The 24838-nt window shown below is 56.4% G+C and carries 23 protein-coding genes and 1 pseudogene; 8 read left to right on the top strand and 16 right to left on the bottom strand.

The annotated features are described in order from the left end of the window. The first annotated feature begins 300 nt into the window (after positions 1–300). Positions 301–507, top strand: coding sequence for a YfgG family protein (locus ABIE02_RS05765; RefSeq protein WP_059307415.1), 207 nt, complete (start codon positions 301–303; stop codon positions 505–507). A 27-nt stretch (positions 508–534) separates the two neighbouring features. Here the strand turns inward: ABIE02_RS05765 and ABIE02_RS05760 are convergent, their stop codons facing one another. Then, on the bottom strand, positions 535–1419 hold the full coding sequence (locus ABIE02_RS05760; protein ID WP_144883033.1) for a LysR family transcriptional regulator: 885 nt from the start codon (positions 1417–1419) through the stop codon (positions 535–537). A gap of 98 nt (positions 1420–1517) precedes the next feature. On the opposite strand from ABIE02_RS05760, the gene ABIE02_RS05755 reads away from it, so the two are divergent. Then, positions 1518–2699, top strand: coding sequence for an MFS transporter (locus tag ABIE02_RS05755; protein ID WP_336994440.1), 1182 nt, complete (start codon positions 1518–1520; stop codon positions 2697–2699). Here ABIE02_RS05755 and ABIE02_RS05750 read toward each other — a convergent pair. Then, positions 2696–3420 (bottom strand): annotated as a pseudogene (locus tag ABIE02_RS05750) (SDR family oxidoreductase). The gene ABIE02_RS05755 and the pseudogene ABIE02_RS05750 overlap by 4 nt on opposite strands. A 220-nt stretch (positions 3421–3640) precedes the next feature. On the opposite strand from ABIE02_RS05750, the gene ABIE02_RS05745 reads away from it, so the two are divergent. Genes ABIE02_RS05745 through ABIE02_RS05735 form a run of 3 tightly spaced genes read left to right on the top strand, consistent with a single transcriptional unit; the run spans position 3641 to position 5148 of the window. Further along, positions 3641–4102 carry a DUF6130 family protein gene (locus ABIE02_RS05745; RefSeq protein ID WP_032613076.1) on the top strand — a complete coding sequence of 154 codons (462 nt, stop codon included), beginning with the start codon at positions 3641–3643 and terminating at the stop codon, positions 4100–4102. Positions 4103–4137: 35 nt separating this feature from the next. Continuing rightward, positions 4138–4392 carry a YdgH/BhsA/McbA-like domain containing protein gene (locus ABIE02_RS05740; RefSeq protein ID WP_336994439.1) on the top strand — a complete coding sequence of 85 codons (255 nt, stop codon included), beginning with the start codon at positions 4138–4140 and terminating at the stop codon, positions 4390–4392. Positions 4393–4401: 9 nt separating this feature from the next. Beyond that, positions 4402–5148 (top strand): alpha/beta fold hydrolase, encoded by a 747-nt coding sequence (locus tag ABIE02_RS05735; protein ID WP_059307410.1) that lies wholly within the window; start codon positions 4402–4404, stop codon positions 5146–5148. Between the two features lie 62 nt (positions 5149–5210). Here the strand turns inward: ABIE02_RS05735 and guaA are convergent, their stop codons facing one another. Further along, the gene (gene guaA / locus ABIE02_RS05730; RefSeq protein ID WP_336994438.1) at positions 5211–6788 is read right to left on the bottom strand and encodes a glutamine-hydrolyzing GMP synthase; all 1578 of its coding nucleotides are present in this window, start codon (positions 6786–6788) and stop codon (positions 5211–5213) included. Between the two features lie 63 nt (positions 6789–6851). Beyond that, positions 6852–8318 carry an IMP dehydrogenase gene (guaB, locus tag ABIE02_RS05725; protein ID WP_032613080.1) on the bottom strand — a complete coding sequence of 489 codons (1467 nt, stop codon included), beginning with the start codon at positions 8316–8318 and terminating at the stop codon, positions 6852–6854. Between the two features lie 159 nt (positions 8319–8477). Here guaB and xseA point away from each other — a divergent pair, with 159 nt between their 5' ends. Then, positions 8478–9851: an exodeoxyribonuclease VII large subunit gene (gene xseA, locus ABIE02_RS05720; protein ID WP_336994437.1), complete on the top strand. Its 1374-nt coding sequence runs from the start codon at positions 8478–8480 to the stop codon at positions 9849–9851. Here xseA and ABIE02_RS05715 read toward each other — a convergent pair whose 3' ends face one another. Further along, positions 9852–10985 carry an MFS transporter gene (locus ABIE02_RS05715; protein WP_336994436.1) on the bottom strand — a complete coding sequence of 378 codons (1134 nt, stop codon included), beginning with the start codon at positions 10983–10985 and terminating at the stop codon, positions 9852–9854. 158 nt (positions 10986–11143) lie between these two features. Here ABIE02_RS05715 and ABIE02_RS05710 point away from each other — a divergent pair, with 158 nt between their 5' ends. Both ABIE02_RS05710 and ABIE02_RS05705 read left to right on the top strand, forming a co-directional pair. Further along, positions 11144–12163: a M4 family metallopeptidase gene (locus tag ABIE02_RS05710; RefSeq protein ID WP_336994435.1), complete on the top strand. Its 1020-nt coding sequence runs from the start codon at positions 11144–11146 to the stop codon at positions 12161–12163. Continuing rightward, on the top strand, positions 12164–12514 hold the full coding sequence (locus ABIE02_RS05705; RefSeq protein WP_165718175.1) for a protealysin inhibitor emfourin: 351 nt from the start codon (positions 12164–12166) through the stop codon (positions 12512–12514). Here ABIE02_RS05705 and ABIE02_RS05700 read toward each other — a convergent pair. The 11 genes from ABIE02_RS05700 to ndk form a co-directional block, all read right to left on the bottom strand. Continuing rightward, positions 12511–12732, bottom strand: a complete 222-nt coding sequence (locus ABIE02_RS05700) for a zinc ribbon domain-containing protein (protein WP_103793049.1) — start codon at positions 12730–12732, stop codon at positions 12511–12513. The two genes, ABIE02_RS05705 and ABIE02_RS05700, sit on opposite strands and share 4 nt — an antisense overlap. A gap of 52 nt (positions 12733–12784) precedes the next feature. Next, positions 12785–13819 carry a Gfo/Idh/MocA family oxidoreductase gene (locus ABIE02_RS05695; RefSeq protein WP_336994434.1) on the bottom strand — a complete coding sequence of 345 codons (1035 nt, stop codon included), beginning with the start codon at positions 13817–13819 and terminating at the stop codon, positions 12785–12787. Between the two features lie 62 nt (positions 13820–13881). Next, positions 13882–15435 (bottom strand): peptide MFS transporter, encoded by a 1554-nt coding sequence (locus tag ABIE02_RS05690; RefSeq protein ID WP_077226717.1) that lies wholly within the window; start codon positions 15433–15435, stop codon positions 13882–13884. A 299-nt stretch (positions 15436–15734) separates the two neighbouring features. Then, positions 15735–17207 (bottom strand): ribosome biogenesis GTPase Der, encoded by a 1473-nt coding sequence (gene der / locus ABIE02_RS05685; protein ID WP_059307403.1) that lies wholly within the window; start codon positions 17205–17207, stop codon positions 15735–15737. Positions 17208–17317: 110 nt separating this feature from the next. Next, positions 17318–18496, bottom strand: a complete 1179-nt coding sequence (bamB, locus tag ABIE02_RS05680) for an outer membrane protein assembly factor BamB (RefSeq protein WP_032613093.1) — start codon at positions 18494–18496, stop codon at positions 17318–17320. Between the two features lie 10 nt (positions 18497–18506). Next, the gene (locus ABIE02_RS05675) at positions 18507–19127 is read right to left on the bottom strand and encodes a YfgM family protein (RefSeq protein WP_032613095.1); all 621 of its coding nucleotides are present in this window, start codon (positions 19125–19127) and stop codon (positions 18507–18509) included. 13 nt (positions 19128–19140) lie between these two features. Beyond that, a complete protein-coding gene (hisS, locus tag ABIE02_RS05670; protein WP_059307402.1) occupies positions 19141–20415 on the bottom strand; it encodes a histidine--tRNA ligase in 1275 nt (424 codons plus the stop codon). 91 nt (positions 20416–20506) lie between these two features. After that, the gene (ispG, locus tag ABIE02_RS05665) at positions 20507–21625 is read right to left on the bottom strand and encodes a flavodoxin-dependent (E)-4-hydroxy-3-methylbut-2-enyl-diphosphate synthase (protein WP_032613098.1); all 1119 of its coding nucleotides are present in this window, start codon (positions 21623–21625) and stop codon (positions 20507–20509) included. A gap of 30 nt (positions 21626–21655) precedes the next feature. Then, positions 21656–22654: a cytoskeleton protein RodZ gene (gene rodZ / locus ABIE02_RS05660; RefSeq protein WP_032613100.1), complete on the bottom strand. Its 999-nt coding sequence runs from the start codon at positions 22652–22654 to the stop codon at positions 21656–21658. A gap of 292 nt (positions 22655–22946) precedes the next feature. Then, positions 22947–24113, bottom strand: a complete 1167-nt coding sequence (locus ABIE02_RS05655; RefSeq protein WP_032613102.1) for a bifunctional tRNA (adenosine(37)-C2)-methyltransferase TrmG/ribosomal RNA large subunit methyltransferase RlmN — start codon at positions 24111–24113, stop codon at positions 22947–22949. 169 nt (positions 24114–24282) lie between these two features. Beyond that, positions 24283–24714, bottom strand: coding sequence for a nucleoside-diphosphate kinase (gene ndk / locus ABIE02_RS05650; RefSeq protein WP_032613104.1), 432 nt, complete (start codon positions 24712–24714; stop codon positions 24283–24285). Positions 24715–24838: the final 124 nt, after the last annotated feature.

Genomic DNA, 24838 nt, shown 5'->3' with positions numbered 1-24838 from the left:
CATCCAACCTGACGACATAGTCGTGCGGGCAAATAACACTTACACGAAGGAGCAAAGATTTTAGTAAGCCAGGGCAAGCAAGATTTGACTTAAATCAAAGATATTATTACCAGAAAAAAATATTCACATTTTTTAACGCTACTTTTGTGCGATTTATCAATGGCGTAAATAAAGTAATTATTATACATAACAACAAGTGAATTATCGTTGACGTAATTTTACAATCCGAATAATTGACCCCTGTGGCCCCCGTATGCCTTAATGGCATATCGCCCTCAGGGTATTTTCAGGAACACTATAGTGAGTCAGGCCACACGTATGCGGAAACGACATCGGTTTAACACTCGGATGACGCGTATCATACTGCTAATCAGCTTATTCTTTTTTGTGGGCCGCTTCGTTTACTCCTCCATTGGAGCCTGGTATCACCACCAGGAGAAAAAGCAGGCGCAACAATCTAGCCTCTCGGGCGAATATGTCGAACGTCCCTCCACGACAATTAATTAATCCGGTTGTTTTTACGGGCTAATTAAATTATTTCACGGTTTGTAATAATCGAATAATTTCGCTGATACCTTTACTCAGTACTTTATCCTGACGCATGACGATCGCCAGTTGGCGCTGTAAAACCGGCGTAAGCGACTGCACGCATAATCCCTGCCGGTCTTCTGCACACGCTACCGCCATGCGTGGAATAATGCTGTACCCCAGCCCGACGCGCACCATGCGCTTAATTGCCTCGATACTGCCGGACTGCATTACCGGTTCCACTTGCACAGCGCTGGCCTGGAACCAGGCGTCGATCACTGCCCTTGTGCTGCTCCCGGCACCAAAAGCGATAAATGGGTGAGCCTGCAGCTCCGTTGCGTTGAAAGTGGTAAACAGCCTCTGCTGATCGGCTGCGGCAATAAAAACAAACTCTTCATCCATCACCGGGGCGATCGCCAGGGCCGAACCAGTAGCGGGTAAGGTCACCAGGCCCAGATCGAGACGGTTCTCTTCTATGGCACGAACGATCTCCAGGGTGTTGCCTGTGGTGACCCCCACCCGCAGCAGGGGATGATCCTGACGGAGCTGCTGCAACAGCGGCGGCAGAAGATGGATGCAGGCCGTCGCCCCCATCCCGATTGTGATCGTTCCGCTCACCTCCTGGCTGAACGCGGCCACCGCCCGGATTGTCTCCTCCACCGCCTGCTCAATACGTTCGCCGTGGGTGAATAACGCCAGCCCGGCCGCCGTGGCTTTGACGCCCCGCCCGGTACGCTCGATTAACCGCGCCTGCAAAAACTGCTCAAGCTGGCGGATCTGCAGACTGACCGCCGGTTGCGAAATCCCCAGCACATCCGCAGCCGCAGAAAAGCTGCCGCGCTGAACGACCAGTCGAAAGGTCGCCAGTTGTCCCAGATTCAGCGTCGTCATCACAAAGTTTCTCTTATAGGAGCCATAAACGCACCGGCCTGCCAGCATCCAGATGCGCGCGATATGCTCAGGATAACTGTCTGATGGAATGAAAGATAATGAAAAACCTGGCCCTGCCCCGCGCGCTCCCCCTTACCACGGGTTGTAACCAGCTTATCAACTGGGGGATCTCTTTCTATATGCCGGGCACCTTCGCCCGGGCAATCACGGCCGATAGCGGCTGGTCGTCACCAGCAATCTATTCGGGCCTGACTCTCGCCATGCTGGTGATGGCCGCCCTCTCGCCGTTTGTCGCGAACCTGCTGGCGCGAATGGGAGGGCAGCGCGTGGTGATGATCGGCTCGCTGCTGATTTCCGCCAGCTGTGGAGTAATGGCCTACGCTCACTCGCTTGTCACCTGGTACGCGGCATGGATTGTGGCCGGCGTTGGCATGCGTCTGTCGCTGTACGACGCGCTGTTCGCGGCGCTGGTGACGCTTTACGGGCAACAGGCGCGGCGAACTATCTCACGCGTCACGCTGGCTGGCGGGCTGGCCTCGGTCGTGTTCTGGCCGCTGGGCGATGCGCTGCTGACGATCATGAGCTGGCGGGATGCACTGTTGGTCTATGCCCTGTTCGGTTTGCTGAGCGCGGCATTAACCCTGTCAATACCTCATCACACCCGTCCGACAGGACGTAAACCAGCCCCACCTGCCGAAGAACAGGATCGACGCAACGGCTGGCTGTATGCCACATTCATTGCGCTGATCACCTTTGTCTCTAACGGCACCTCCACCCACCTGCCGGAATTTATTACCAGCGTGGGTCTGCCGGTTACCGTCGGCATGTTATGGGGCATGGGGCAGACCGGGGCGCGCTTCCTGGAGGTGGTTGCCGGGGCAGGACTCACTCCGCTGCGCCTGACGCTGTTTACCGCCCTCGCTATGCCGGTCTGCTTTCTGCTCGGACTGAGCAGTACGCTCTTCCTCTGGTCTGCCGCCGGTTTTGTGCTGGGCTATGGGGCGATTAACGGGCTGGTGACTATCGTGAAAGCCACGCTGCCGCTGCAGCTATTTGCGCCTGAAGAGTATGCCCGACGCACCGGGGTACTGCTGATCCCCGCCCAGTTGATGGCAGCGGCCTCCCCGCTGGCCTACGCCTGGTTGAACCGGGCAGCAGGGGTTATAGGCGGGATGTGGGTATCGTGGGGGCTAACGCTGGTGATTGCCGGACTGGCGGTGGCGATTGTAAAGGGTCAGACCTCGCAGAGTGAAGCGGGCATCCCTGCCCTCAGCGACTAAAGTACAAAGCCACCGTCAATGGTCAGGCTTGTGCCGGTCATGTAGCCGGACGACTCACCGGCAAGCCATGCCGCCAGCGAGGCGATCTCGTCCGGCTCCCCCATCCGCTGCAGCGGAATGCTTCCGACGATCTGCTCCGCCATTCCGGCGGTCATATCGGTGGCGATGGGACCCGGCTGGATGTTGTTGATCGTAATACGTCGTGGCGCCAGATCCAACGCGAGGTTCTGCACCATCGACGCCACGGCCGCTTTACTCATGGCATAAACACTGCTGCCTGCATGACTGGTACGTACCGCGGTATTACTGCCGATGGTGATCACCCGTCCGCCTTCGGCCATCTGTTTAACAGCCGCCTGAATGGCGAGGAAGACGCCGCGCACGTTGACGGCCAGAGTGGCATCCAGATCTGCCAGCGAATATGCCTCAATGGTCCCGAGACGTAACACGCCCGCATTGACCACCGCGACATCCAGCCTGCCGTACTGCTGTAACGTTTTATCCACTGCCGCCTGGATAGCCGCCGCGTCTGCGCTGTCGGCTTCAATGGCTATAGCCTGCCCCCCTGACGTTCAATTGTAGAGACCAGCGCCTGCGCCCGGTCCGGGCGTGATACCCAGGTGACGGCAATCCGATAGTCCTCGTGCGCCAGTCGCACCGCAATGGCCGCCCCAATCCCGCGTGCGCCGCCGAAAACCAATGCAACTTTCTCGTGATTCATGATGGTGATCCTCTTGTTTGCTTTAGCACCCAGATGGATGCCTCTGCAGACACCATGCCAGCAGACCCTGCCCCGCGCTTGCGCGGAATGTATCGCACTGTATCCGCGACGCCTGGCTTACGCAGCCATACAAAAAAGCCGCCCGCAGCAAACAGACCCGATACATAAAAATGGTTTTCTGTATCTGTCGCCATTGATGACCTGATGAGGAGATACCCGAATGATGCGTCAAAATTTATTGCTCACTCTGTTCGCGCTGACGTCTGGCTGCACCTGGGCCGCGCCATTAAGCGGGCTGAGTGCCGCGGATGTTAACGGTCCTGCTGCCGTCGCACCGCTCGAACAAACACAGCCCCCGGCGAAGCTGATTGTCGATCCGCCGCTGGCTGGCCCGTTAAGTAAAGGCGCAGTCTTTATTCAATACCGTACAGAGAACATGCGCATCGAACCCGTATTCGGACCCGAAGCGCTAAAAGTGACACCGCGCATCGGCCATATCCACGTCATCGTGGATGACAACCCCTGGCACTGGGCCGACGCCAGCGGTGAGCCTGTCATTCTGGTGGGACTCCCCGCGGGTCATCACAAGGTGACCATTATTCTTGCCGACCCAACCCATAAGCCTGTTGACCGTAAAACCATCGAATTCACCGTGCCGCCGCATGCTGCGGTTATGCACTGAACACAACCCCTTACCTATTTTTGAGGATTTGAACCATGAAAACATTACTGATTGCTGTTCTGGCCTTCTCTGCTGCCATGGCTTCTAACGCTTTCGCTGCCCAGGAAATTAACCAGCCTCAGGGGCTGCAAAAAATTGGCACCGTTTCTGACAGCAGCGGCGCAACGTCGCTCGCGGATCTGGAGGCGAAACTGCAGGCCAAGGCTGCCAAAGCAGGTGCAGGCGCGTTCCACATTACCTCTGCCGGGGGAAACAACACTCTGTCAGGCACCGCCGATATTTATCGTTGAGGCTTAACCATGAAAAAACTGTCTATTCATTCCCTGGCAGTGGGCCTGCTGCTGGCTACGGCCAGTGGTACGGCGCTGGCGAATACTAAAACCGTGGTGCTGGTGCATGGCGCTTTTGCCGACGGCAGCAGCTGGAACCGGGTTATCGACCAACTGCAACGCCAGCATACCGAGGTCATTGCCGTTCAGCTGCCGCTCACGTCGCTGAAAGAGGATGTCGCCGCCACCCAACGCGCCATCGCCCGGGCTAACGGCGATGTGGTGCTGGTGGGGCACTCCTGGGGCGGCACGGTGATCAGCGAGGCGGGCAACGATGCGCGGGTGAAATCACTGGTTTATGTGGCGGCATTTGCCCCGGACTCAGGCCAGTCCACGGCGGATCTGGCGGGGAGCTATCCTGCCCCGCCGGGCAGCGCTGGTATCGCTAAAACCGCCGACGGTTTTCTCTATCTGCCGGGCAAATCGGTACGCCAGGACTTTGCGCCAGACCTTAAAGCGGCTGAGCAGAACACGCTGACCGCTACCCAAGGCCCGATACGTGCAGATGCCTTTGCGGAAAAAGTTACCCACGCAGCCTGGCGTGATAAGCCGAGCTGGTATGTGGTCAGCAAGAATGACCGGATGATCAACCCGGACCTGGAGCGGGCCATGGCGAAAGCGATTCATGCCAAAACTACCGAAGTGACGGCAAGTCATGTATCGATGGTGAGTCAGCCGGAAGAAATTGCCCGGACGATTGAGCAAGCCGCGAAATGATACCGGCGAAAAAAAGCCCGCTGACTGCGGGCTTTAATCATGACGAGATTATTGGGCGGGTGTTATTCCCACTCAATCGTTGCCGGTGGCTTACCGCTGATGTCATACACCACGCGGGAAATACCGTTAACTTCGTTGATGATGCGGTTAGACACGCGGCCTAAGAAGTCATACGGCAGATGCGCCCAGTGAGCGGTCATAAAGTCGATAGTCTCAACCGCACGCAGGGAGACAACCCAGTCGTACTTACGGCCATCGCCCATTACGCCTACAGAGCGAACCGGCAGGAAGACGGTGAACGCCTGGCTCACTTTGTTGTACAGGTCGGCTTTGTGCAGCTCTTCGATGAAGATCGCGTCTGCGCGACGCAGCAGGTCGCAGTACTCTTTCTTCACTTCGCCCAGCACGCGCACGCCCAGACCTGGACCCGGGAACGGGTGACGGTAGAGCATGTCGTACGGCAGACCCAGCTCCAGGCCGATCTTACGCACTTCGTCTTTGAACAGCTCACGCAGCGGCTCAACCAGACCCATCTTCATCTCTTTCGGCAGGCCGCCCACGTTGTGGTGAGATTTGATGACGTGTGCTTTACCGGTGGCAGAAGCCGCAGATTCGATCACGTCCGGGTAGATGGTGCCCTGTGCCAGCCACTTCACGTCTTCCAGCTTCAGCGCTTCTTCGTCGAACACTTCCACGAACACGCGGCCGATGATTTTACGTTTGGCTTCAGGATCGTTCTCGCCCGCCAGCGCGTCGAGGAAGCGCTTCTCGCCTTCTACGTGAACGATGTTCAGACCGAAGTGGTCACCGAACATGTCCATCACCTGCTGGGCTTCGTTCAGACGCAGCAGACCGTTGTCCACGAAGACGCAGGTCAGATTCTTACCAATGGCGCGGTGCAGCAGCATCGCCGTCACGGAGGAGTCAACGCCGCCAGACAGGCCAAGGATCACTTTGTCATCACCGACCTGCTGGCGAATACGTTCCACCGCATCGTCGATGATTTTGGCTGGCGTCCACAGCGCTTCACACTGGCAGATATCGCGAATAAAGCGATCCAGCATGCGCATGCCCTGACGGGTGTGGGTCACTTCCGGGTGGAACTGCACGCCGTAGAAGCGTTTTTCTTCGTTGGCCATAATGGCAAACGGGCAGCTCTCGGTGCTGGCAACGGTCACGAAGTCGGACGGGATAGCGGTGACTTTGTCGCCGTGGCTCATCCAGACGTCGAGCAGCGGTTTGCCGTCGGCGGTCAGGGAGTCTTCGATACCGCGGATCAGCGTACTGTCGGTCTGAACTTCAACCTGCGCGTAGCCGAACTCACGTTCGTTGGATGCTTCAACATGGCCACCAAGCTGCATCGCCATGGTCTGCATGCCGTAGCAGACGCCGAACACCGGCACACCGGCTTCAAACACGTACTGCGGGGCGCGCGGGCTGTTGGCTTCGGTGGTGCTTTCCGGGCCACCGGAGAGGATGATACCGCTTGGATTGAATTCGCGAATCTGTGCTTCCGTGACATCCCACGCCCACAGCTCACAGTAAACGCCCAGCTCACGGACGCGACGCGCGACCAGCTGAGTGTATTGCGAACCGAAATCCAGAATGAGAATGCGATGTTTATGAATATTTTCCGTCATTGACGCTAATTCCGAGGCAAGTGAAACAAAATCGCCCGGCATATAGCCGGGCGTGGAAACTTATCAGGAGCCCATACGGTAGTTCGGGGACTCTTTGGTGATGGTCACGTCATGAACGTGACTTTCCTGAATACCCGCGCCGCTGATACGCACGAATTCGGCTTTGGTACGCAGCAGGTCAATGGTACCACAGCCGGTCAGGCCCATACAGGAGCGCAGGCCGCCCATCTGCTGGTGAATGATCTCTTTCAGGTAGCCTTTGTAAGCCACGCGACCTTCGATACCTTCCGGCACCAGTTTGTCGGCAGCGTTATCGGTCTGGAAGTAACGGTCGGAGGAGCCTTTGGACATCGCGCCCAGGGAACCCATCCCGCGGTAAGATTTATAAGAACGGCCCTGGAAGAGTTCGATTTCGCCCGGGGATTCTTCCGTACCGGCCAGCATGGAGCCAACCATCACCGCTGCCGCACCGGCCGCGATCGCTTTAGCGATGTCGCCAGAGAAACGGATACCGCCATCAGCGATAACCGGAACACCGGTGCCCTCCAACGCTTCTACCGCGTCGGATACTGCGGTGATCTGCGGAACGCCTACGCCGGTAACGATACGGGTCGTACAGATGGAGCCAGGGCCGATACCCACTTTCACCGCGCTGACGCCAGCCTCGGCCAAGGCACGTGCGCCTGCGCCAGTGGCCACGTTGCCGCCAATGATCTGCAGGTCAGGGTATTTTGCACGGGTTTCACGAATGCGTTGCAGCACGCCTTCTGAGTGGCCGTGAGAGGAGTCGATCAGCAGCACGTCAACGCCTGCGGCAACCAGCGCATCAACACGCTCTTCGTTGCCCGCACCTGCGCCAACCGCAGCACCGACGCGCAGACGGCCATGCTCGTCTTTACAGGCGTTCGGTTTACGTTCTGCTTTCTGGAAGTCTTTAACGGTGATCATGCCGCGCAGGTGGAAGCTGTCGTCCACAACCAGCGCTTTCTCAACACGTTTTTCGTGCATTTTGGCGAAGACCACGTCGCGGGATTCACCTTCACGCACGGTGACCAGACGCTCTTTCGGCGTCATATAGACGCTGACCGGCTGGTTCAGGTCGGTGACGAAACGCACGTCACGGCCAGTAATGATACCCACCAGTTCGTTATCGGAGGTCACAACCGGGTAGCCTGCAAAGCCGTTACGCTCGGTCAGCGCTTTCACTTCGTGCAGGGTCGTGGTTGGCAGAACGGTCTGTGGATCGGTAACGATGCCAGATTCATGTTTCTTCACGCGGCGAACTTCTTCCGCCTGGCGCTCGATAGACATATTTTTATGAATAAAGCCAATGCCGCCTTCCTGAGCCAGGGCGATAGCCAGGCGCGCTTCAGTCACGGTGTCCATTGCCGCGGAGAGCATAGGAATGTTCAGGCGAATGGTTTTGGTCAACTGCGTGCTGAGGTCGGCAGTATTCGGCAGAACGGTGGAGTGAGCGGGAACGAGGAGGACGTCGTCAAACGTCAGTGCTTCTTTAGCGATACGTAGCATGGGCAATATCTCTGACCTGGGTGGTTAAATATTGCCGTGGCATTATACAGAGCGTAACCGATTGCATCTACACTTTTTTATAAAAAACGCTTGCGATTGCCTCTTATCAGGTTACTATCGACTGAATAACTTGCTGATTTAGAATTTGATCCCGCTCACATGTTATCCTCCCAATCCCCCTCAATTTATACTGTCAGCCGCCTTAACCAGACGGTCCGTTTGCTGCTTGAGCAGGAAATAGGCCAGGTGTGGATCAGCGGAGAGATCTCTAATTTCACCCAACCGGCATCCGGTCACTGGTACTTTACCCTGAAGGACAATACCGCCCAGGTGCGCTGCGCGATGTTCCGCAACAGCAACCGCCGGGTGACCTTCCGGCCGCAGCACGGGCAGCAGGTATTGGTACGCGCCAGTATCACCCTGTACGAGCCGCGCGGTGATTATCAGATTATCGTTGAGAGCATGCAGCCAGCGGGTGAAGGGCTTCTGCAGCAGAAGTATGAGCAGCTGAAAGCCGCGCTGTCCGCGGAAGGGCTGTTCGATCAGCAATATAAAAAACCGCTTCCCTCCCCTGCCCATTGCGTGGGGGTGATCACCTCGAAAACCGGCGCCGCGCTGCACGATATCCTGCATGTGCTGAAACGCCGCGACCCTTCCCTGCCGGTCATTATCTACCCGACTGCGGTGCAGGGCGACGATGCGCCCGGGCAGATTGTTCGCGCCATTCAGCTCGCCAATGCCCGTCAGGAGTGTGATGTGCTGATCGTCGGGCGCGGCGGCGGCTCGCTGGAAGATCTGTGGAGCTTTAACGACGAACGCGTGGCGCGGGCGATTTTTGCCAGCCAGATCCCGGTAGTCAGCGCCGTCGGGCACGAGACGGACGTCACCATCGCAGATTTTGTCGCTGACCTGCGCGCACCCACGCCCTCTGCCGCGGCAGAAGTGGTGAGCCGTAACCAGCTCGAGCTGCTACGACAGATGCAAAACGGCCAGCAGCGCCTGGAGATGGCAATGGACTATTTCCTTGCCAACCGCACCCGTCGCTTTACCCAGCTTCATCATCGTCTGCAACAGCAGCACCCCCAGCTGCGTCTGGCGCGTCAGCAAACCGTGCTGGAACGTCTGCGCCAGCGGATGAACCTCGCGGTGGACAATCAGCTTAAACAGGCGGCGCAGCGCCAGCAGCGCACCACTCAGCGCCTGAATCAGCACAACCCGCAGCCACGCATCTACCGGGCACAAACCCGTATTCAGCAGCTGGAGTATCGTCTTGCGGAGAACCTGCGCGCACGGCTGAGCAGCACCCGCGAGCGCTTTGGTAATGCAGTGACCCATCTGGAAGCCGTCAGCCCGCTCTCGACGCTGGCGCGCGGCTACAGCGTGACCACCGCGACCGACGGCAACGTACTGAAGCAGGCTAAACAGGTCAACGTCGGGGATGTGCTTACTACCCGGCTGTCAGACGGCTGGGTGGAAAGCGAAGTGAAAGGCGTGACGCCGGTAAAGAAAACGCGCGCGCGTAAAAAAGCGTGATCAGGGTTTGCCGTCAGGCGTGACGGCAAGCAGCGCCCATGACAGCCCGGAAAAAATGGCCAGAGCTACCGCTGCGCCTGCCATTCCCAGTAACAGACCAAACACCACGGCGCCGACAACCTGTCCGGCTGCCAGCATCAGAAAAGCCATACTGACCCCCACAGCCGGTGACGGGTGGGCGATAGTCGCGCCCTGCACCAGCAGTACGCCGGACAAAATAACGTATCCCGCCCCGCTCATCGCCACTACCGGCACTAGCCACCAGGCAAACCCTTCACTTAACGCCAGAGCCAGCAGCGAGGCGGCCATAAAGATCTGCGAAAGCCGGTAAACGCCCCGCATCCCAATACGTTTTGCCGCACTCCCGGTAAACACGGCAACGATCCCTGCCCCGCCGCTCACCAGCCACAGAACCCGCGTCACGGGGCTATCAAGCCCGGTATGGCTCGTAAGCAGCTCCGGGCCAAAACTCCACCAGGCGGCGCTGGCAACGCCGCTCACGAAAGTAATCATTAACAGGCGGTACATGCCCGGCTTGCGAAGCAACCCGCGCCAGGATGGCAGTTGTTCTCGCTTGCGCGTAGTCCGCCCCGGCAGATAACGCCACGCTGCCAGCAGGCAGAGCAGTGCCAGAAGGGCAAAGACGATACAGGCCGCGCGCCAGCCTCCCGGCATAAAAAACAGAACCGGCACCGCGAGGATGATCCCGGCGCTTGTTCCGGCATTAATGACGGTGTTCACCAGGGTCTGGCGATCTGGCGCAATGGTGTCATCTACGGCACCGGCAAGCGCGGGTGAGGCCAGCCCCGAACTTAGCCCGGCAATAAATAACCCTGTCGCAAGGGTGAGCGGCTGCGCCGAGAATGCCAGAATAAACAGTCCACTCGCTGCCGTGACGGCTGCCAGCAAAGCCGGTACGCGGGGACCAAAGCGGTTGGTGAGGGAAGAGGCAAAGAATACTGACAGGCAATAGGCCGCATAGCTACAGGCGGCAATCCCTCCGGCAATCTGGGGTGAGAAAGGGATGGCCTGACGAATATCGGGCAGCATCAGACCCCAGGAAAATCTCGCCATGCCATACGTCACCGCGATTAATGAGAACCCGGTGATACCCAGTGCGATCGGTCTGTTCATTACACCCCTCTCTTTGCCCGCAGTAAAAACCTAAACGCTGAGAAGGCGTTATGCCAGTTTTTACCGGTACGAATACTCTGACTTCTCTCCGCCTGCGGCGTCATCATTTACAATTAACGTGTTTCTTTTTTCGGCATTGCCAGAAACAGGAGAGAAGCATGACCCGAATTCACAGCGTGATCCCGCCGTATATTCTTCGTCGTATTATTGAAAGTGGCTCTGAGCCGCAGCAGCGTTGCGCCCGCCAGACACTGACGCATGTACAAACGCTGATGGCACATATGCCAGGTAAACCCGCTGCGCCGCACGTTAACAAAACCGGGCAGCTGGAGCGTGATATTTATGATGCAAAACAGACCCAGGAACTGCCGGGCGCTCAGGTGCGTTATGAGGGACAGCCGTCAAATGGGGATATTGCTGTCGATGAAGCCTATGATTATTTAGGTATCACCCATGATTTTTTCTGGAAAAATTATCATCGCGACTCGCTGGATAATAAAGGGCTGATACTGACGGGCACCGTTCATTATGGGCGGGAATATCAGAACGCTTTCTGGAATGGTCAGCAGATGGTCTTCGGCGATGGTGACGGCGAGATATTTAACCGCTTCACAATTGCGATTGACGTTGTGGCACATGAACTTAGCCATGGCGTAACCGAAACCGAAGCCGGGCTTATCTACTTTGAACAATCGGGTGCGCTGAATGAGTCATTATCTGACGTTTTCGGCTCGCTGGTGAAACAGTATCACCTGAAGCAAACGGCCAACCAGGCCGACTGGCTGATAGGTGAGGGGCTGCTGGCGGAAGCGATCAATGGCAAAGGGCTGCGATCGATGTCAGAACCAGGAACCGCCTATGATGATCCCCTGCTCGGCAAGGATCCGCAGCCCGGGCATATGAAAGACTTTATCAAAACGCGTGAAGATAACGGCGGCGTGCATCTTAATTCGGGCATTCCTAATCGCGCGTTTTACCTTGCCGCGACGGCCATTGGCGGCTATGCCTGGGAGAAAGCGGGTTATGCCTGGTATGACACGGTTTGCGATCGACAGCTGGCGCAAGATGCGGATTTTGACGCCTTTGCGAAACTGACGATAGCACACGGTGAAAAGCGATCGGGTGGCGACGTCGCAGCAGCCATTGAGCAAGCCTGGAAACAGGTGGGAGTGTTGTAAATGCAGGTTCCCGAACTGACGGATGACGCGGTGGTTGAGCTGGCGCGTGAAGGCGGCGTGGCCTATATTCCCCATCTCAGCGGGTTACGGCGAATCGCGCTCTCGACGCTTAACAGCACGCAGCGCCAGCGCGTGGTGAACATACTGGAGCAGGCTATTCCACGGGGAGAGCCGCCCGGCCAACGGACTTCACCCGGCGGCGGCGACCAGCGCTATTTTCGCATCCAGATAATCTGGACCCGGCACAATCAGGCGCAATATACCGACATCATTGTGCTGGTTCCCGAGCAGGAAGCGCCAGAGTCGCTGGTCGAACTCTGGCAAAAAGGCGAAGGCTGCGTCTGCGATTAAGCGTCAGCTCTGACGAACGCCACGCGTTTTTTCGAGATCAAACCGTGGCCGTTTTGGCAGAAATAATCCACCGCACCGCAGGCCTTTAATACCTGGAGTGGCTGATGGCACTCCGGGCAGCGCGCTTCCAGGACGATATCTTTATGGCAATTCTCGCAGTGCGCCACACCGTTTTGCGGTTCAATCTCCGCATGGCAATCCGGACAGGTAATCGACATGATGACTCCTTTAAAGGACATTCAGTTCTGCCCTGATATTACCACGATGCGTTTAGTGGGAGCCACGTAGCTGTTGCTGTAATGTCAGCAGGATTTCTACCTCTTCCAGCCTGCGCTGCGTCGTACGGCTTACCTCGTCCGGGTCGCGTGCAAACAGGCTATGCTCCCCCAGAATATGCTCCGCCAGACAGCGCGCGTAAATCGTGCCGCCAAAACGCCAGGACTGAACCCTATCGCCCTCGAACAGCTCAAGGACATCCTCCGCCCCGCGCCGGTCGTGGCTGATTACGCGTCCGTCCCGCAGATGCAGTCGCAGCCCTTTTTGTCCCCCGGACGGCCCGGCATATTTGTTCAGCCAGATATCCACCGGCACGCCGCCGATCTGCCCCTGAAGATGCGCCTCGCCTTCCGCCGTGGTCAGATCGCCTTTTGCGATATCGCGCCCCAGACGATCTCTGGCAGTTACCACCTGCAAAGCAATATCGCCATTGCCGCCCAGGTAACGCACCGTTTCGCGCATCATCGCCAGCACGTGCGTCCCGATATCCAGGATCACCCCGTCAGGATGGCGCAGCGTTCGGGTATCCGGTTCCCCGGTGGCAAAATTGAGTGCGACAGGCTCCCCCACCGCGTTAAACCCGCTCGGCTCCTGTAAAAAACCTTCGATGCGGACGATATCGGAAAACGCCCCGACCAACCCCAGCTGCACCAGATTAAGGCGCGCCATCCAGTGATCGAGTGCCAGCACCCGGGCGGCCGCCTCTGGCCTTGCCAGCAGTGTTTTCAGCATGGCTATTTGGGTGAGCGTCGCGACAATGGGCTTTTCAACCACAATGCGCGGGATGGAGGAGGCCAGCGCCAGCTCAAGCACCTCAAGGTGCTGCAGCGATGCGGTAGTGATAAACAGCGTATCGAGGGGGCGGGTAAGAAGGTCGGCAAGCGAAGGACAATGGGTGACGCCATCAAGCGTCTTTGCCGGCTGGATATCAAACCCCAGACAGCAGAGGGAAGTACCAAAGGTGGTTTGTAGTGCGGGTAAGTAGGCGGTTTCAACCACCGCGCCGAGTCCAACAAACCCAATCTGCATATATCACCTCTGTATTAGCAAGGCCGGAGCGTAACGCACGCCCCGGCCAGCAAAGGCAGATATCAGGCGTTGGTTACCGGTTTCGACTCATTTTTCGTCTGGGTATTTTCCAGCATACGACGCACCGGAACAATGAGCACCATCAGCACGGCAGCACAAATCAGCAGCGCGATGGAGCAGCGTGCAAAGAGATTCGGCAGCAGATCCAGCTGATCGGCCTTCACGTGACCGCCAATCAGACCCGCCGCCAGGTTGCCGAGGGCGCTGGCGCAGAACCACAGGCCCATCATCTGGCCACGCATTCTCTCCGGGGCCAACAGCGTCATGGTCGCCAGGCCAATCGGGCTGAGACAGAGTTCACCGAGGGTCAGCATCAAAATACTGCCCACCAGCCAGAACGGTGACACCCCTGCCCCACCATTATTGAGGACGTTCTGCGCCGCCAGCATCATCAGGCCAAAGCCCCCTGCCGCACACAAAATACCGATCACGAACTTGGTGATGCTGCTAGGGCGAATGTTATTGCTCGCCAGCTTCGGCCAGGCCCAGCTAAACACCGGGGCCAGCAGGATAATGAACAGGGCGTTAATCGACTGGAACCACACCGCCGGGATTTCAAAATCACCGATCATGCGGTTGGTATAGTCATTCGCAAACAGGTTAAAGGAGGTTGGCTTTTGTTCAAACGCAGACCAGAAGAAGGCCGCCGACACCAGCAGGATAAAGCAGACCAGCAGACGGGCACGCTCTTTACGGTTCAGACCGGCAAACATGAACAACCAGATGAAGTAGAGCGCCACCGAGGCGGCAATCACGTAGACCAGCACGCTGGCCACCGCGACCGGGTTAATCACAATCACGCCCTGCGCAATCAGGGTAACGATAATCGCAACACCTGCCGCCAGCGCCAGTAACCAGGCGCCCACGCCGTTTTTCTTCACTACCGGGCTGTTCCAGGTGGAGTCCAGCCCCACTTCGCTGTCGTAGCGCTTCATCGACGGTACGGCAAACAGGCGGAAAATGACCAGCGCCACCAGCATCCCGATGCCGCCAATACCAAAGCCCCAGTGCCAGCCGTGGGATTTAATCAGCCAGCCGGAGATCAGCGGCGCGATAAACGACCCCATGTTGATGCCCATATAGAACAGCGAGAAGCCGCCGTCACGACGCGCATCGCCTTTTTTATACAGCGTGCCCACCATCACCGAGATACAGGTTTTAAACAGACCCGAGCCAAGGACGATAAACATCAGACCGATGAAGAACAGGTTGTTACCCATCACCGCGGAAAGCGCAATCGACAGATGGCCGAGGGCAATCAGGATCGAGCCGTACCATACTGCTTTCTGCTGGCCGAGCCAGTTATCCGCCAGCCAGCCGCCCGGCAGCGCGGCCAGGTACATGGTTCCGGCAAAGATACCGACGATAGCAGAGGCATTTTCACGGGCCAGCCCCATGCCGCCGTCATAGACGGTGGCCGCCATAAACAGGATCAGGAGCGGACGAATACCGTAAAACGAGAAGCGCTCCCACATCTCTGTGAAGAATAGCGCGCCGAGTGGATAAGGATGGCCGAAGAAAGTTCGGCTTTCGTTTTTATTAACAGAGGATTGCATAATGCTCCTGAAATGAAGTGTCGTCGTGCTTGTTAACACCGGGTCTCCGCCGCCCGGTTAGCGATCGGGTGGCTTTTTTATATCCTGCGAAATGTTATTTAACCATTTGATAACCTGAAGCAACTTTTGTCCAGCCCCTATACCCCCACCAAAAGATGAAAGTTCGACAATCGTCTTATTTTCTGGATTTTCTGTTGGATAAACATGAATAGTGATTGACATCACATCAATAATTATTCGTTGCAGACAGGCATAAAAAAACCCGCGACAGGCGCGGGTTTTCAGCAGAGCAGCAAGGATTATTTGCTTTTCTTGATATGTTTAATCAAACGCTTACGCTTACGCATCTGGTTTGGCGTCAGGGTGTTGCGCTTGTTAGCAAACGGGTTATCCCCTTCTTTGAACTGGATACGGATCGGCGTACCCATTACGTCCAGCGATTTGCGGAAGTAGTTCATCAGGTAGCGTTTGTAGGAATCCGGCAGATCCTTCACCTGGTTACCGTGAATAACCACGATAGGTGGGTTATAGCCCCCTGCGTGGGCATATTTCAGCTTCACGCGACGACCACGCACCAGAGGTGGCTGATGGTCTTCTGCCGCCATGGTCATGATGCGGGTCAGCATCGCGGTGCCGACACGACGGGTAGAACTGTCGTAGGCTTCGCGTACGGACTCGAACAGGTTACCTACACCGCTGCCGTGCAGGGCAGAGATGAAGTGAACGCGGGCAAAGTCGATAAAGCCCAGACGGAAGTCCAGCATCTCTTTGACTTGCTCACGCACGTCGTTGCTCAGGCCGTCCCACTTGTTGACGACAATAACCAGTGAGCGCCCACTATTGAGGATAAAGCCGAGCAGGGAGAGATCCTGATCGGAGATGCCTTCACGGGCATCGATAACCAGCATCACCACGTTGGCGTCTTCGATCGCCTGCAGGGTTTTGATTACCGAGAATTTTTCTACCACATCGGTGATTTTACCGCGCTTACGCACGCCCGCAGTGTCGATCAGAACGTATTCACGTCCGTCACGCTCCATGGGGATGTAAATGCTGTCGCGGGTAGTACCCGGCATGTCGTACACCACCACGCGGTCTTCACCGAGGATACGGTTGGTAAGTGTGGACTTACCTACGTTTGGACGACCGACGATTGCCAGCTTAATCGGCAGATCCTGCGGGTTGAAGTCGTCTTCCGGCTCCTCTTCGCCCTCTTCGCTTTCTTCGAACTGCGCCCAGTATTCGGCGTCTTCATCGACTTCTTCAGGCGGGTTGATCTCGTCAACGTACGGCAGCAGCGCGGTTTCCAGCAGGCTGGTTACGCCACGACCGTGAGAGGCGGCGATCGGATAGATATCGCCCAGACCTAATGACCAGAAATCGGCCATCGCCTGATCGGCATCGATACCGTCAGTTTTGTTCGCGACCAGGAAGGTGGCTTTTTCGCGTGAGCGCAGGTGCTTGGCGATAGCAGAGTCGGCAGGCATCAGGCCCGCACGTGCATCCACCATAAACAGCACGATGTCTGCTTCTTCAATCGCCAACAGGGATTGTTCCGCCATGCGGGTTTCAACGCCATCTTCTGTGCCGTCGATACCACCGGTATCGATACAGATGAACTCACGACCTTCCACTTCTGCACGACCGTACTTACGGTCACGCGTCAGCCCCGGGAAATCCGCAACCAGCGCATCACGGGTGCGGGTTAATCGGTTAAAAAGAGTGGATTTTCCAACGTTCGGGCGCCCGACAAGCGCGACCACAGGTACCATGTTTAAAGCCTCATAAAATTCGATATCACGTCGCGTATGCGGCGTTTTTTAAAAAATCAAAACGGCCCCTGAAGCAACAGGAGCCGTTGAGTATACTACAACCGCGGTGATTAACGCGTGATCGCGTACAGCGTACCGTCTTTTGCCTGGATCAGCAGTTTGCCGTCAGCCACCACCGGCTCGGTCAGGAAACCGGAACCGTCGACTTTTTCCTGGGCGACAAAACTACCGTTGCTCGGGTCGATCCAGTGCATGTAGCCTTCGCTATCACCCACGACCAGGCTGCCGTTATACAGCGCCGGTGCGGTCAGCAGACGGTGCAGCAGATCGCTTTGCGTCCACAGCGTTACACCGCCATCGGTGCTCAGCGCCAGCAGGCGATCGTTCTGATCGACCAGATAGATGCGGTTGCCATCCACCACGAAATCGTTCACTGAACCCAGCTCACGTTTCCACATCACCTGGCCGCTACGCAGATCCATCGCGGTCAGGTTGCCGTTATAGGCCAGGGCGTAAACAACGCCGTTGACGATAACCGGGGTGGTATCCACATCGCTCAGACGGTCGATTTCGGTCGGACCGGTTGCCTGAGAGATGCGCTGCTGCCAGATCAGCTGGCCCTGCTGCATCAGTACGGCGTTAACGCGACCGTTATCGCCGCCAACAATGGCCGCACCAAACGCAGTGGCTGGGGCAGATTCACCGCGCAGGGAGAGCGCAGGCATATCCAGGTTAACGGTCCACTTCACCGCACCGTCAGCTTCATTCAGTGCCTGCAGCTGACCGTTAGCGGTATGGACCAGCACCATGCCGTCGCTGACGACCGGACGAGAGAGTGCTTCGCCGGCAACGCGGGTTTGCCAGGCAATAGAACCGTCGCTGGCGTTAAGGGCATAAACCTGTGCCTTTTCGCTGCCGATATAGACATGACCACCAGCGACCGTCACACCACCTGACAGCAGGGCTGGCGTGCGTGACAGCCAGCCGCTTTTTTCTGCCAGGTTAATGGACCACACCTCTTTGCCGTCATCGGCATTCATGGCTTTTACCGTGCCTTTGCGGTCAGCCGCATAGACAACGCCATCTGCATATGCCGGATGCAGGTTGGAATAGAAATCGCCAATACCATCACCCACGGACGTGCTCCATGCGGTAGACGGTGCAAACTGGTTTTCAACCGTCGGCAGTGGCGACATGGTGACAACATCTTCTTCGCCGCTGAACAGTGAACAGCCGCTCAATAACGTAACGGAAAGCAGTCCTGGCAGAAGTAATTTACGCAATTGCATCGGGTCCCTCTCAGACGGACAAATTATTTATTTTCATCTGCATCATTTCGCTCAGCGCTGGCGAGGCGTTGCTTTTCACACCCGCTTCCCATGCGCTGCGCGCGCCTTGTTTGTCGCCTTTGCTCAGCAGTGCTTCACCGCGCAGGTCGGCAACGATGGAGGCAAAACCTTCACCTTTGACGGTGTCCAGGGTTTTCAGCGCTTCGTCTGGTTTCTTCTGCTGCACCTGAATACGGGCAAGACGCAGGTTGATGAGCGCTTTCAGGTTATCGTTGCCTGCGGCTGCCAGACCCTGCTGCAGCTGGGCTGCCGCTTTGTCCAGCTCGCCTTTATCAACGAACTGCTGAGCGACTTCCAGCGAAGTCAGTGCGCCATAGGTGTTCTTGTTGTCTGCGGCAAATTTCTCTGCCGCCGCCAGGGTTTGTGGCTGATCGGCCTGAATGGCGCTCACGGTATTTTCATACTGTAAGGAGGAGCCACGCGCGGAATCGATCTGATGACTGTTCCAGTAACGCCAGCCCACCAGGGCACCAACACCTAAAATGACCCCAACAGCCAGCGCTTTGCCGTTTTCAGCAAAGAAGCGTTTAATCGCATCAACCTGGTCGTTTTCGTTCTCGTACATTTCCACGCAGTCCTTCTCCTTAGCCCAGTAGAGTGCGCAAGTGCGCCGCAACGCCATCCTGCGTTACTGTTGTTTGCTCACCAGAGCGCAGATCCTTCACTACCACTTCGCCGTTAGCCACTTCGGACTCGCCAAGTACCAGTGCGATGCGCGCGCCCCACTTATCGGCACGGGCGAACTGTTTCTTAAAGTTGCCGCCGCCGTGGTTGGTCATCAGCTTAGCCGCAGGCAGCGCATCGCGCACGCGTTCGGCAAGCTGCATTGCCGCAGACTGCGTTTCCGCGCCTGAGGCTACCAGGTATATATCGACAACAGGATCGGCTTTAAATTCCGGATTAACTGCCTGAACTAACAAAACAAGTCGCTCAAGACCCATGGCGAAACCAACAGCAGGTGCCGGACGGCCGCCCAACTGCTCTACCAGGCCGTCGTAACGACCGCCCGCACAGACCGTTCCCTGTGAACCGAGGCTGGTGGTAACCCACTCAAACACGGTGCGGTTGTAGTAATCCAGACCACGCACCAGGCGTTGATTTACGGTGTAAGCAATACCGGCAGCTTCCAGCAATTTGCACAGACCGGCAAAGTGTTCGCGGGAATCGTCGTCGAGATAATCGCCGAGGGCGGGTGCGTCATTCAGCAGTGCCTGTACGTCCGGGTTCTTGGAATCCAGCACGCGCAGCGGGTTGCTGTACATACGACGCTTACAGTCTTCGTCCAGCTGCTCTTTATGCTGCTCGAGGAATGCCACCAGCGCGTCGCGATAGTTTGCACGGGCTTCAAGAGAACCGATGGAGTTCAGCTCCAGTGATACGTGATCGGCGATACCCAGCGCACGCCACCAGCGGGCGGTCAGCATAATCAGTTCCGCGTCGATATCCGGCCCTTGCAGACCAAAGGCTTCGACACCCAGCTGGTTAAACTGGCGGTAACGGCCTTTCTGTGGGCGTTCGTGACGGAACATTGGGCCGATATACCACAGGCGCTGCTCCTGATTGTACAGGAGACCATGTTCGATGCCGGCGCGTACACATCCCGCCGTACCTTCTGGACGTAAGGTCAGGCTGTCGCCGTTACGATCCTCAAAGGTGTACATCTCTTTTTCAACCACGTCGGTGACTTCACCGATAGCGCGTTTGAATAACGGGGTCTGCTCTACAATCGGCAAACGGATTTCGCTGTAACCGTAGCTGCCGAGCACCTGCTTGAGGGTGCCTTCAATGCGCTGCCAGATGGCGGTCTCGGCAGGCAGATAATCGTTCATGCCGCGAATGGCTTGAATGTTCTTTGCCACGTTTGTTCTCTTTCTATAGACAAAAATGAACCCTGGGGTTCATAACCGAAGGGTTCAATCATACACAGGAAGCGAACCGCTTCCCATCACGTTATTTTTCGACTTGTTGCACGCTGATGCGCTGCGCTTCGTCCAGCATGGTGGCTTTAGCACGGATGCGGGCTTCAAGCTGATCGATCATGTCGTTATTATCCAGACGATCTTTGCGGACGCCATCTTCATAGAGACCACTTTTCTTGTTGCCACCCGTGACGCCCAGCGTCGACACCAGCGCCTCGCCCGGACCGTTCACCACACAACCGATAATCGAAACGTCCATCGGGGTGATGATATCTTCCAGACGCTGCTCAAGTGCATTCACCGTACCAATGACATCGAACTCCTGACGCGAACAGGTCGGACAGGCGATAAAGTTGATGCCACGGGAACGAATACGCAGCGATTTCAGGATATCGAAACCGACTTTGATCTCTTCGACGGGATCGGCGGCCAGCGAGACACGCAGGGTGTCGCCAATGCCTTCATTGAGCAGCAGACCCAGGCCAATCGCCGATTTTACCGCACCGCTGCGCGCGCCGCCGGCTTCGGTGATCCCGAGGTGCAGCGGCTGATCGATCTGCTTCGCCAGCAGACGATAAGATTCAACGGCGAGGAAAACGTCCGACGCTTTAACGCTGACCTTGAACTGATCGAAGTTCAGACGATCGAGATGATCCACATGACGCATGGCCGATTCGAGCAGCGCCTGCGGGGTCGGTTCGCCGTATTTTTCCTGCAGATCTTTTTCCAGCGAACCGGCGTTCACGCCGATACGGATGGGAATGTTCTTGTCGCGGGCGCAATCAACTACCGCGCGGATACGCTCTTCGCTGCCGATGTTGCCAGGGTTGATACGCAGGCAATCGACGCCGTATTCCGCTACCTTCAGCGCGATACGGTAATCGAAGTGAATATCGGCTACCAACGGCACGGAGACCTGCTGTTTGATGAGTTTGAACGCTTCTGCCGCATCCATAGTGGGCACAGAAACGCGAACAATATCCGCGCCTACACGTTCTAACGCTTTGATCTGATTGACCGTCGCCGCCACATCGGTGGTACGGGTGTTGGTCATCGATTGAACGGCGATAGGAGCACCATCGCCGATTGGCACATTCCCGACGTAAATACGTTTCGATTTTCTACGTGGAATAGGAGCCTGGTTATGCATGAAAAATCTCCCGCGTTGCCCGTCTGTTACTTACTGTGCTGCTGATTGTTCGGCATTGAGGGTCAGACGCGCAACCTGGTTAGTTCTGATAAAACGGCTCAGATCGACAGGTTTACCCTGGAACTGGATCTGGACCGCTGCCGGAGCACCAATCTTGAGCTTATAAGGCGCCTGGCCTGCCAGATTTAACGTGCCGTCCTTACGCTGGAGGCCGCTGAACAGCTTTTTGCCGGTTGCGTCGGTCACTTCCAGCCAGCAATCAGCGTTGAAGTTCATTACCAGTGCATTCGGGTCGGCCGGTGCAGCCGTCACGCCCGCCGGATCGGATGGCAGAGGCTGAACCGCATTATTCGCCGTTGTTGCCGGTGCAGTCTCAACGTTCGCCTGAGAAGGGGAGACGACGGCACTGTCAGCCGGAGCCTGAGCGGTTTGATTAACGGCTGGCGCAGCAGTCTGCGCCGTTGTGGTATCCGGGGTATTGGCCGTTGCTGCCGGCGTTTCGCTGGCCGTTGCTGAGGTGTCGGTATTCAGTGGGATGCTTTGAGCGCCCTCGCCCGCTGAGTTATTCAGCTCGGCGGAGGACTGATCGGCCATGGTGGTGATCTCTTCCTGCTGCGCTTTGTGGTTTTGCCACCACCAGGCGCCCGTCAGACCGATAACCACAAACAATACCAACCAGGTAAAGCTCATCAACCAGCCATCACGTTTTTTACGACGTTTGCCCAACGAAAAACTCTGCATCGGTGCGACTTTTGCCGCTCTGACCGGTGCCTGTTTTTCCATCATTGGCAGCAGTTCTTCTTCAGGAATATGCACCAGTTTCGCATAGGAGCGGATATAACCACGCAGAAACGTAGAAGCAAGTTCGGCAGGTGCCTTATCTTCTTCAATATCGCGGACCGTGGAAACCTTCAGACATAAGCGTTCCGCAACGGCTTGCTGGCTGAGTCCGAGTTGTTCACGGGCGTTACGTAGACGAACGCCAGTGGAAAGTGCTGCATTTTGGTCGTGAGTGGCTTCAGTATTCATTCGCTACAACTAATGGTACGTGAAAATTGAGGATCCTGGCGCCGGTGAGTCACAATGCCACCCGCACCGCGAAACTTCTGGTCAGTTAACCTTAGTCAGACAGCACAACACTGTCAGGTTTTGGTTGACAGAAGCGGCTTGTCAGTGAGGTTAAACTGTTGTTGCGTCGTTACATACTGCCTTAAAGTCATATAAAACGCACCGTAATTATTACCCATTCACCGGCGCAATGACTGTTTATTCGCATCTTACGCTGTCACGGCGCAGATAATGCGCCGGGACAGCATAATAATTACACGGCCTTGACGGCGATAGCCTCGCCCTGCATACGTTTACGCAGCGTGCGCTTGGTACGGTCGATAACATCACCGGCCAGCTGACCACAGGCAGCATCAATATCATCACCGCGGGTTTTACGCACAATAGTGGTAAAACCATACTCCATCAGCACCTTGGAGAAACGGTCGATACGGCTGTTCGAGCTACGGCCATACGGCGCGCCCGGGAACGGGTTCCATGGGATCAGGTTGATCTTGCACGGCGTATCTTTCAGCAGTGCCGCCAGCTCGTGCGCATGCTCGGTACCGTCGTTGACGTGATCCAGCATGACGTACTCAATGGTGACGCGTCCCTGGTTGGCATTGGACTTCGAAATATAGCCACGAACCGAGTTCAGGAAGGTCTCGATATTGTACTTTTTGTTGATCGGCACAATTTCGTCACGGATGGTGTCGTTCGGCGCATGCAGAGAGATGGCCAGCGCGACGTCAATCATGTCGCCGAGCTTATCCAGCGCAGGCACAACACCTGAGGTGGAGAGGGTCACGCGACGTTTGGACAGGCCAAAACCGAAGTCATCCAGCATGATTTCCATGGCTGGCACCACGTTGGTCAGGTTCAGCAGCGGCTCGCCCATCCCCATCATCACCACGTTGGTGATAGGACGGGTGCCGGTCACTTTTGCCGCGCCGACGATTTTCGCCGCACGCCAGACCTGGCCGATGATTTCAGAAACACGCAGGTTACGGTTAAAGCCCTGCTGCGCCGTGGAGCAGAACTTACACTCCAGCGCACAACCGACCTGGGAAGAGACGCACAGCGTGGCGCGGTCATCTTCCGGGATATAGACCGTTTCAACGCGCTGATCGCCGACGGCAATCGCCCATTTGATGGTGCCGTCAGCTGAACGCTGCTCTTCCACCACTTCCGGTGCGCGAATTTCAGCCACGTCTTTCAGCTTGTTACGCAGCACCTTGTTGATGTCAGTCATGTCATCAAAATTGTCGCTGCAATAGTGATACATCCATTTCATGACCTGGTCGGCACGAAACGGCTTCTCGCCCATCTCTTTGAAGAACTCGCGCATCTGCTGACGGTTCAGGTCCAGCAGGTTGATTTTTCCATTTTTATTTGGAACCGCAGGAATGGCGACTTCGGAGGTATTAACTAATTCAGACATAATATATTCCGGCCTCGTTGTTACACGTTATGGCCCGTGGAGGGTTGAAAAGAAACGCCCCGGTAAGCAGTCTGCTCATCCGGGGCGTTGCATTGTACAAAGTCTGGCGCAGGGATGCCACGTCTGCACGTGGCATTTACGAAAATAATGTGTAAACGAAACCGTTAGATTAACGGGTACGTGGACACACTTCGCCTTCTGCGAAGAAGAAAGCGATTTCACGCGCAGCAGATTCTACAGAGTCGGAACCGTGGGTGCCGTTCTCGGTGAAGCTGTCAGCGTAATCTGCGCGCAGAGTACCTGCCAGAGCGTTATCCGGGTTGGTTGCACCCAGCAGATCGCGGTGACGCTGAACGGCATTTTCGCCTTCCAGTACGGATACCACGATTGGGCCAGAGGTCATGAACTCAACCAGGCCGTCGAAGAATGGGCGACCTTCGTGCTCAGCATAGAAACCGCGAGCCTGCTCAACGGTCAGATGCAGCATTTTGGTGCCAACGATTTTGAACCCTGCCGCTTCAAAGCGAGCAAAGATGCTGCCAATAACGTTTTTTGCCACCGCGTTTGGTTTGATGATGGAAAAAGTACGTTCAATAGCCATGATTACCTCTGTGATTTGTTCTGTTGTTTTGCATTCATGCGTAAGATATGGCGCGGATTATAATGAGCATTAACGCCATTGCCTATGGATGGATGTAACATTTTTTTAAAATAAGACGAGTTTT

It is taken from the genome of Leclercia sp. 1548 (assembly GCF_050435045.1).
GTDB lineage: Bacteria > Pseudomonadota > Gammaproteobacteria > Enterobacterales > Enterobacteriaceae > Enterobacter > Enterobacter adecarboxylatus.
This window is presented reverse-complemented; position numbering and strand designations above follow the sequence as displayed.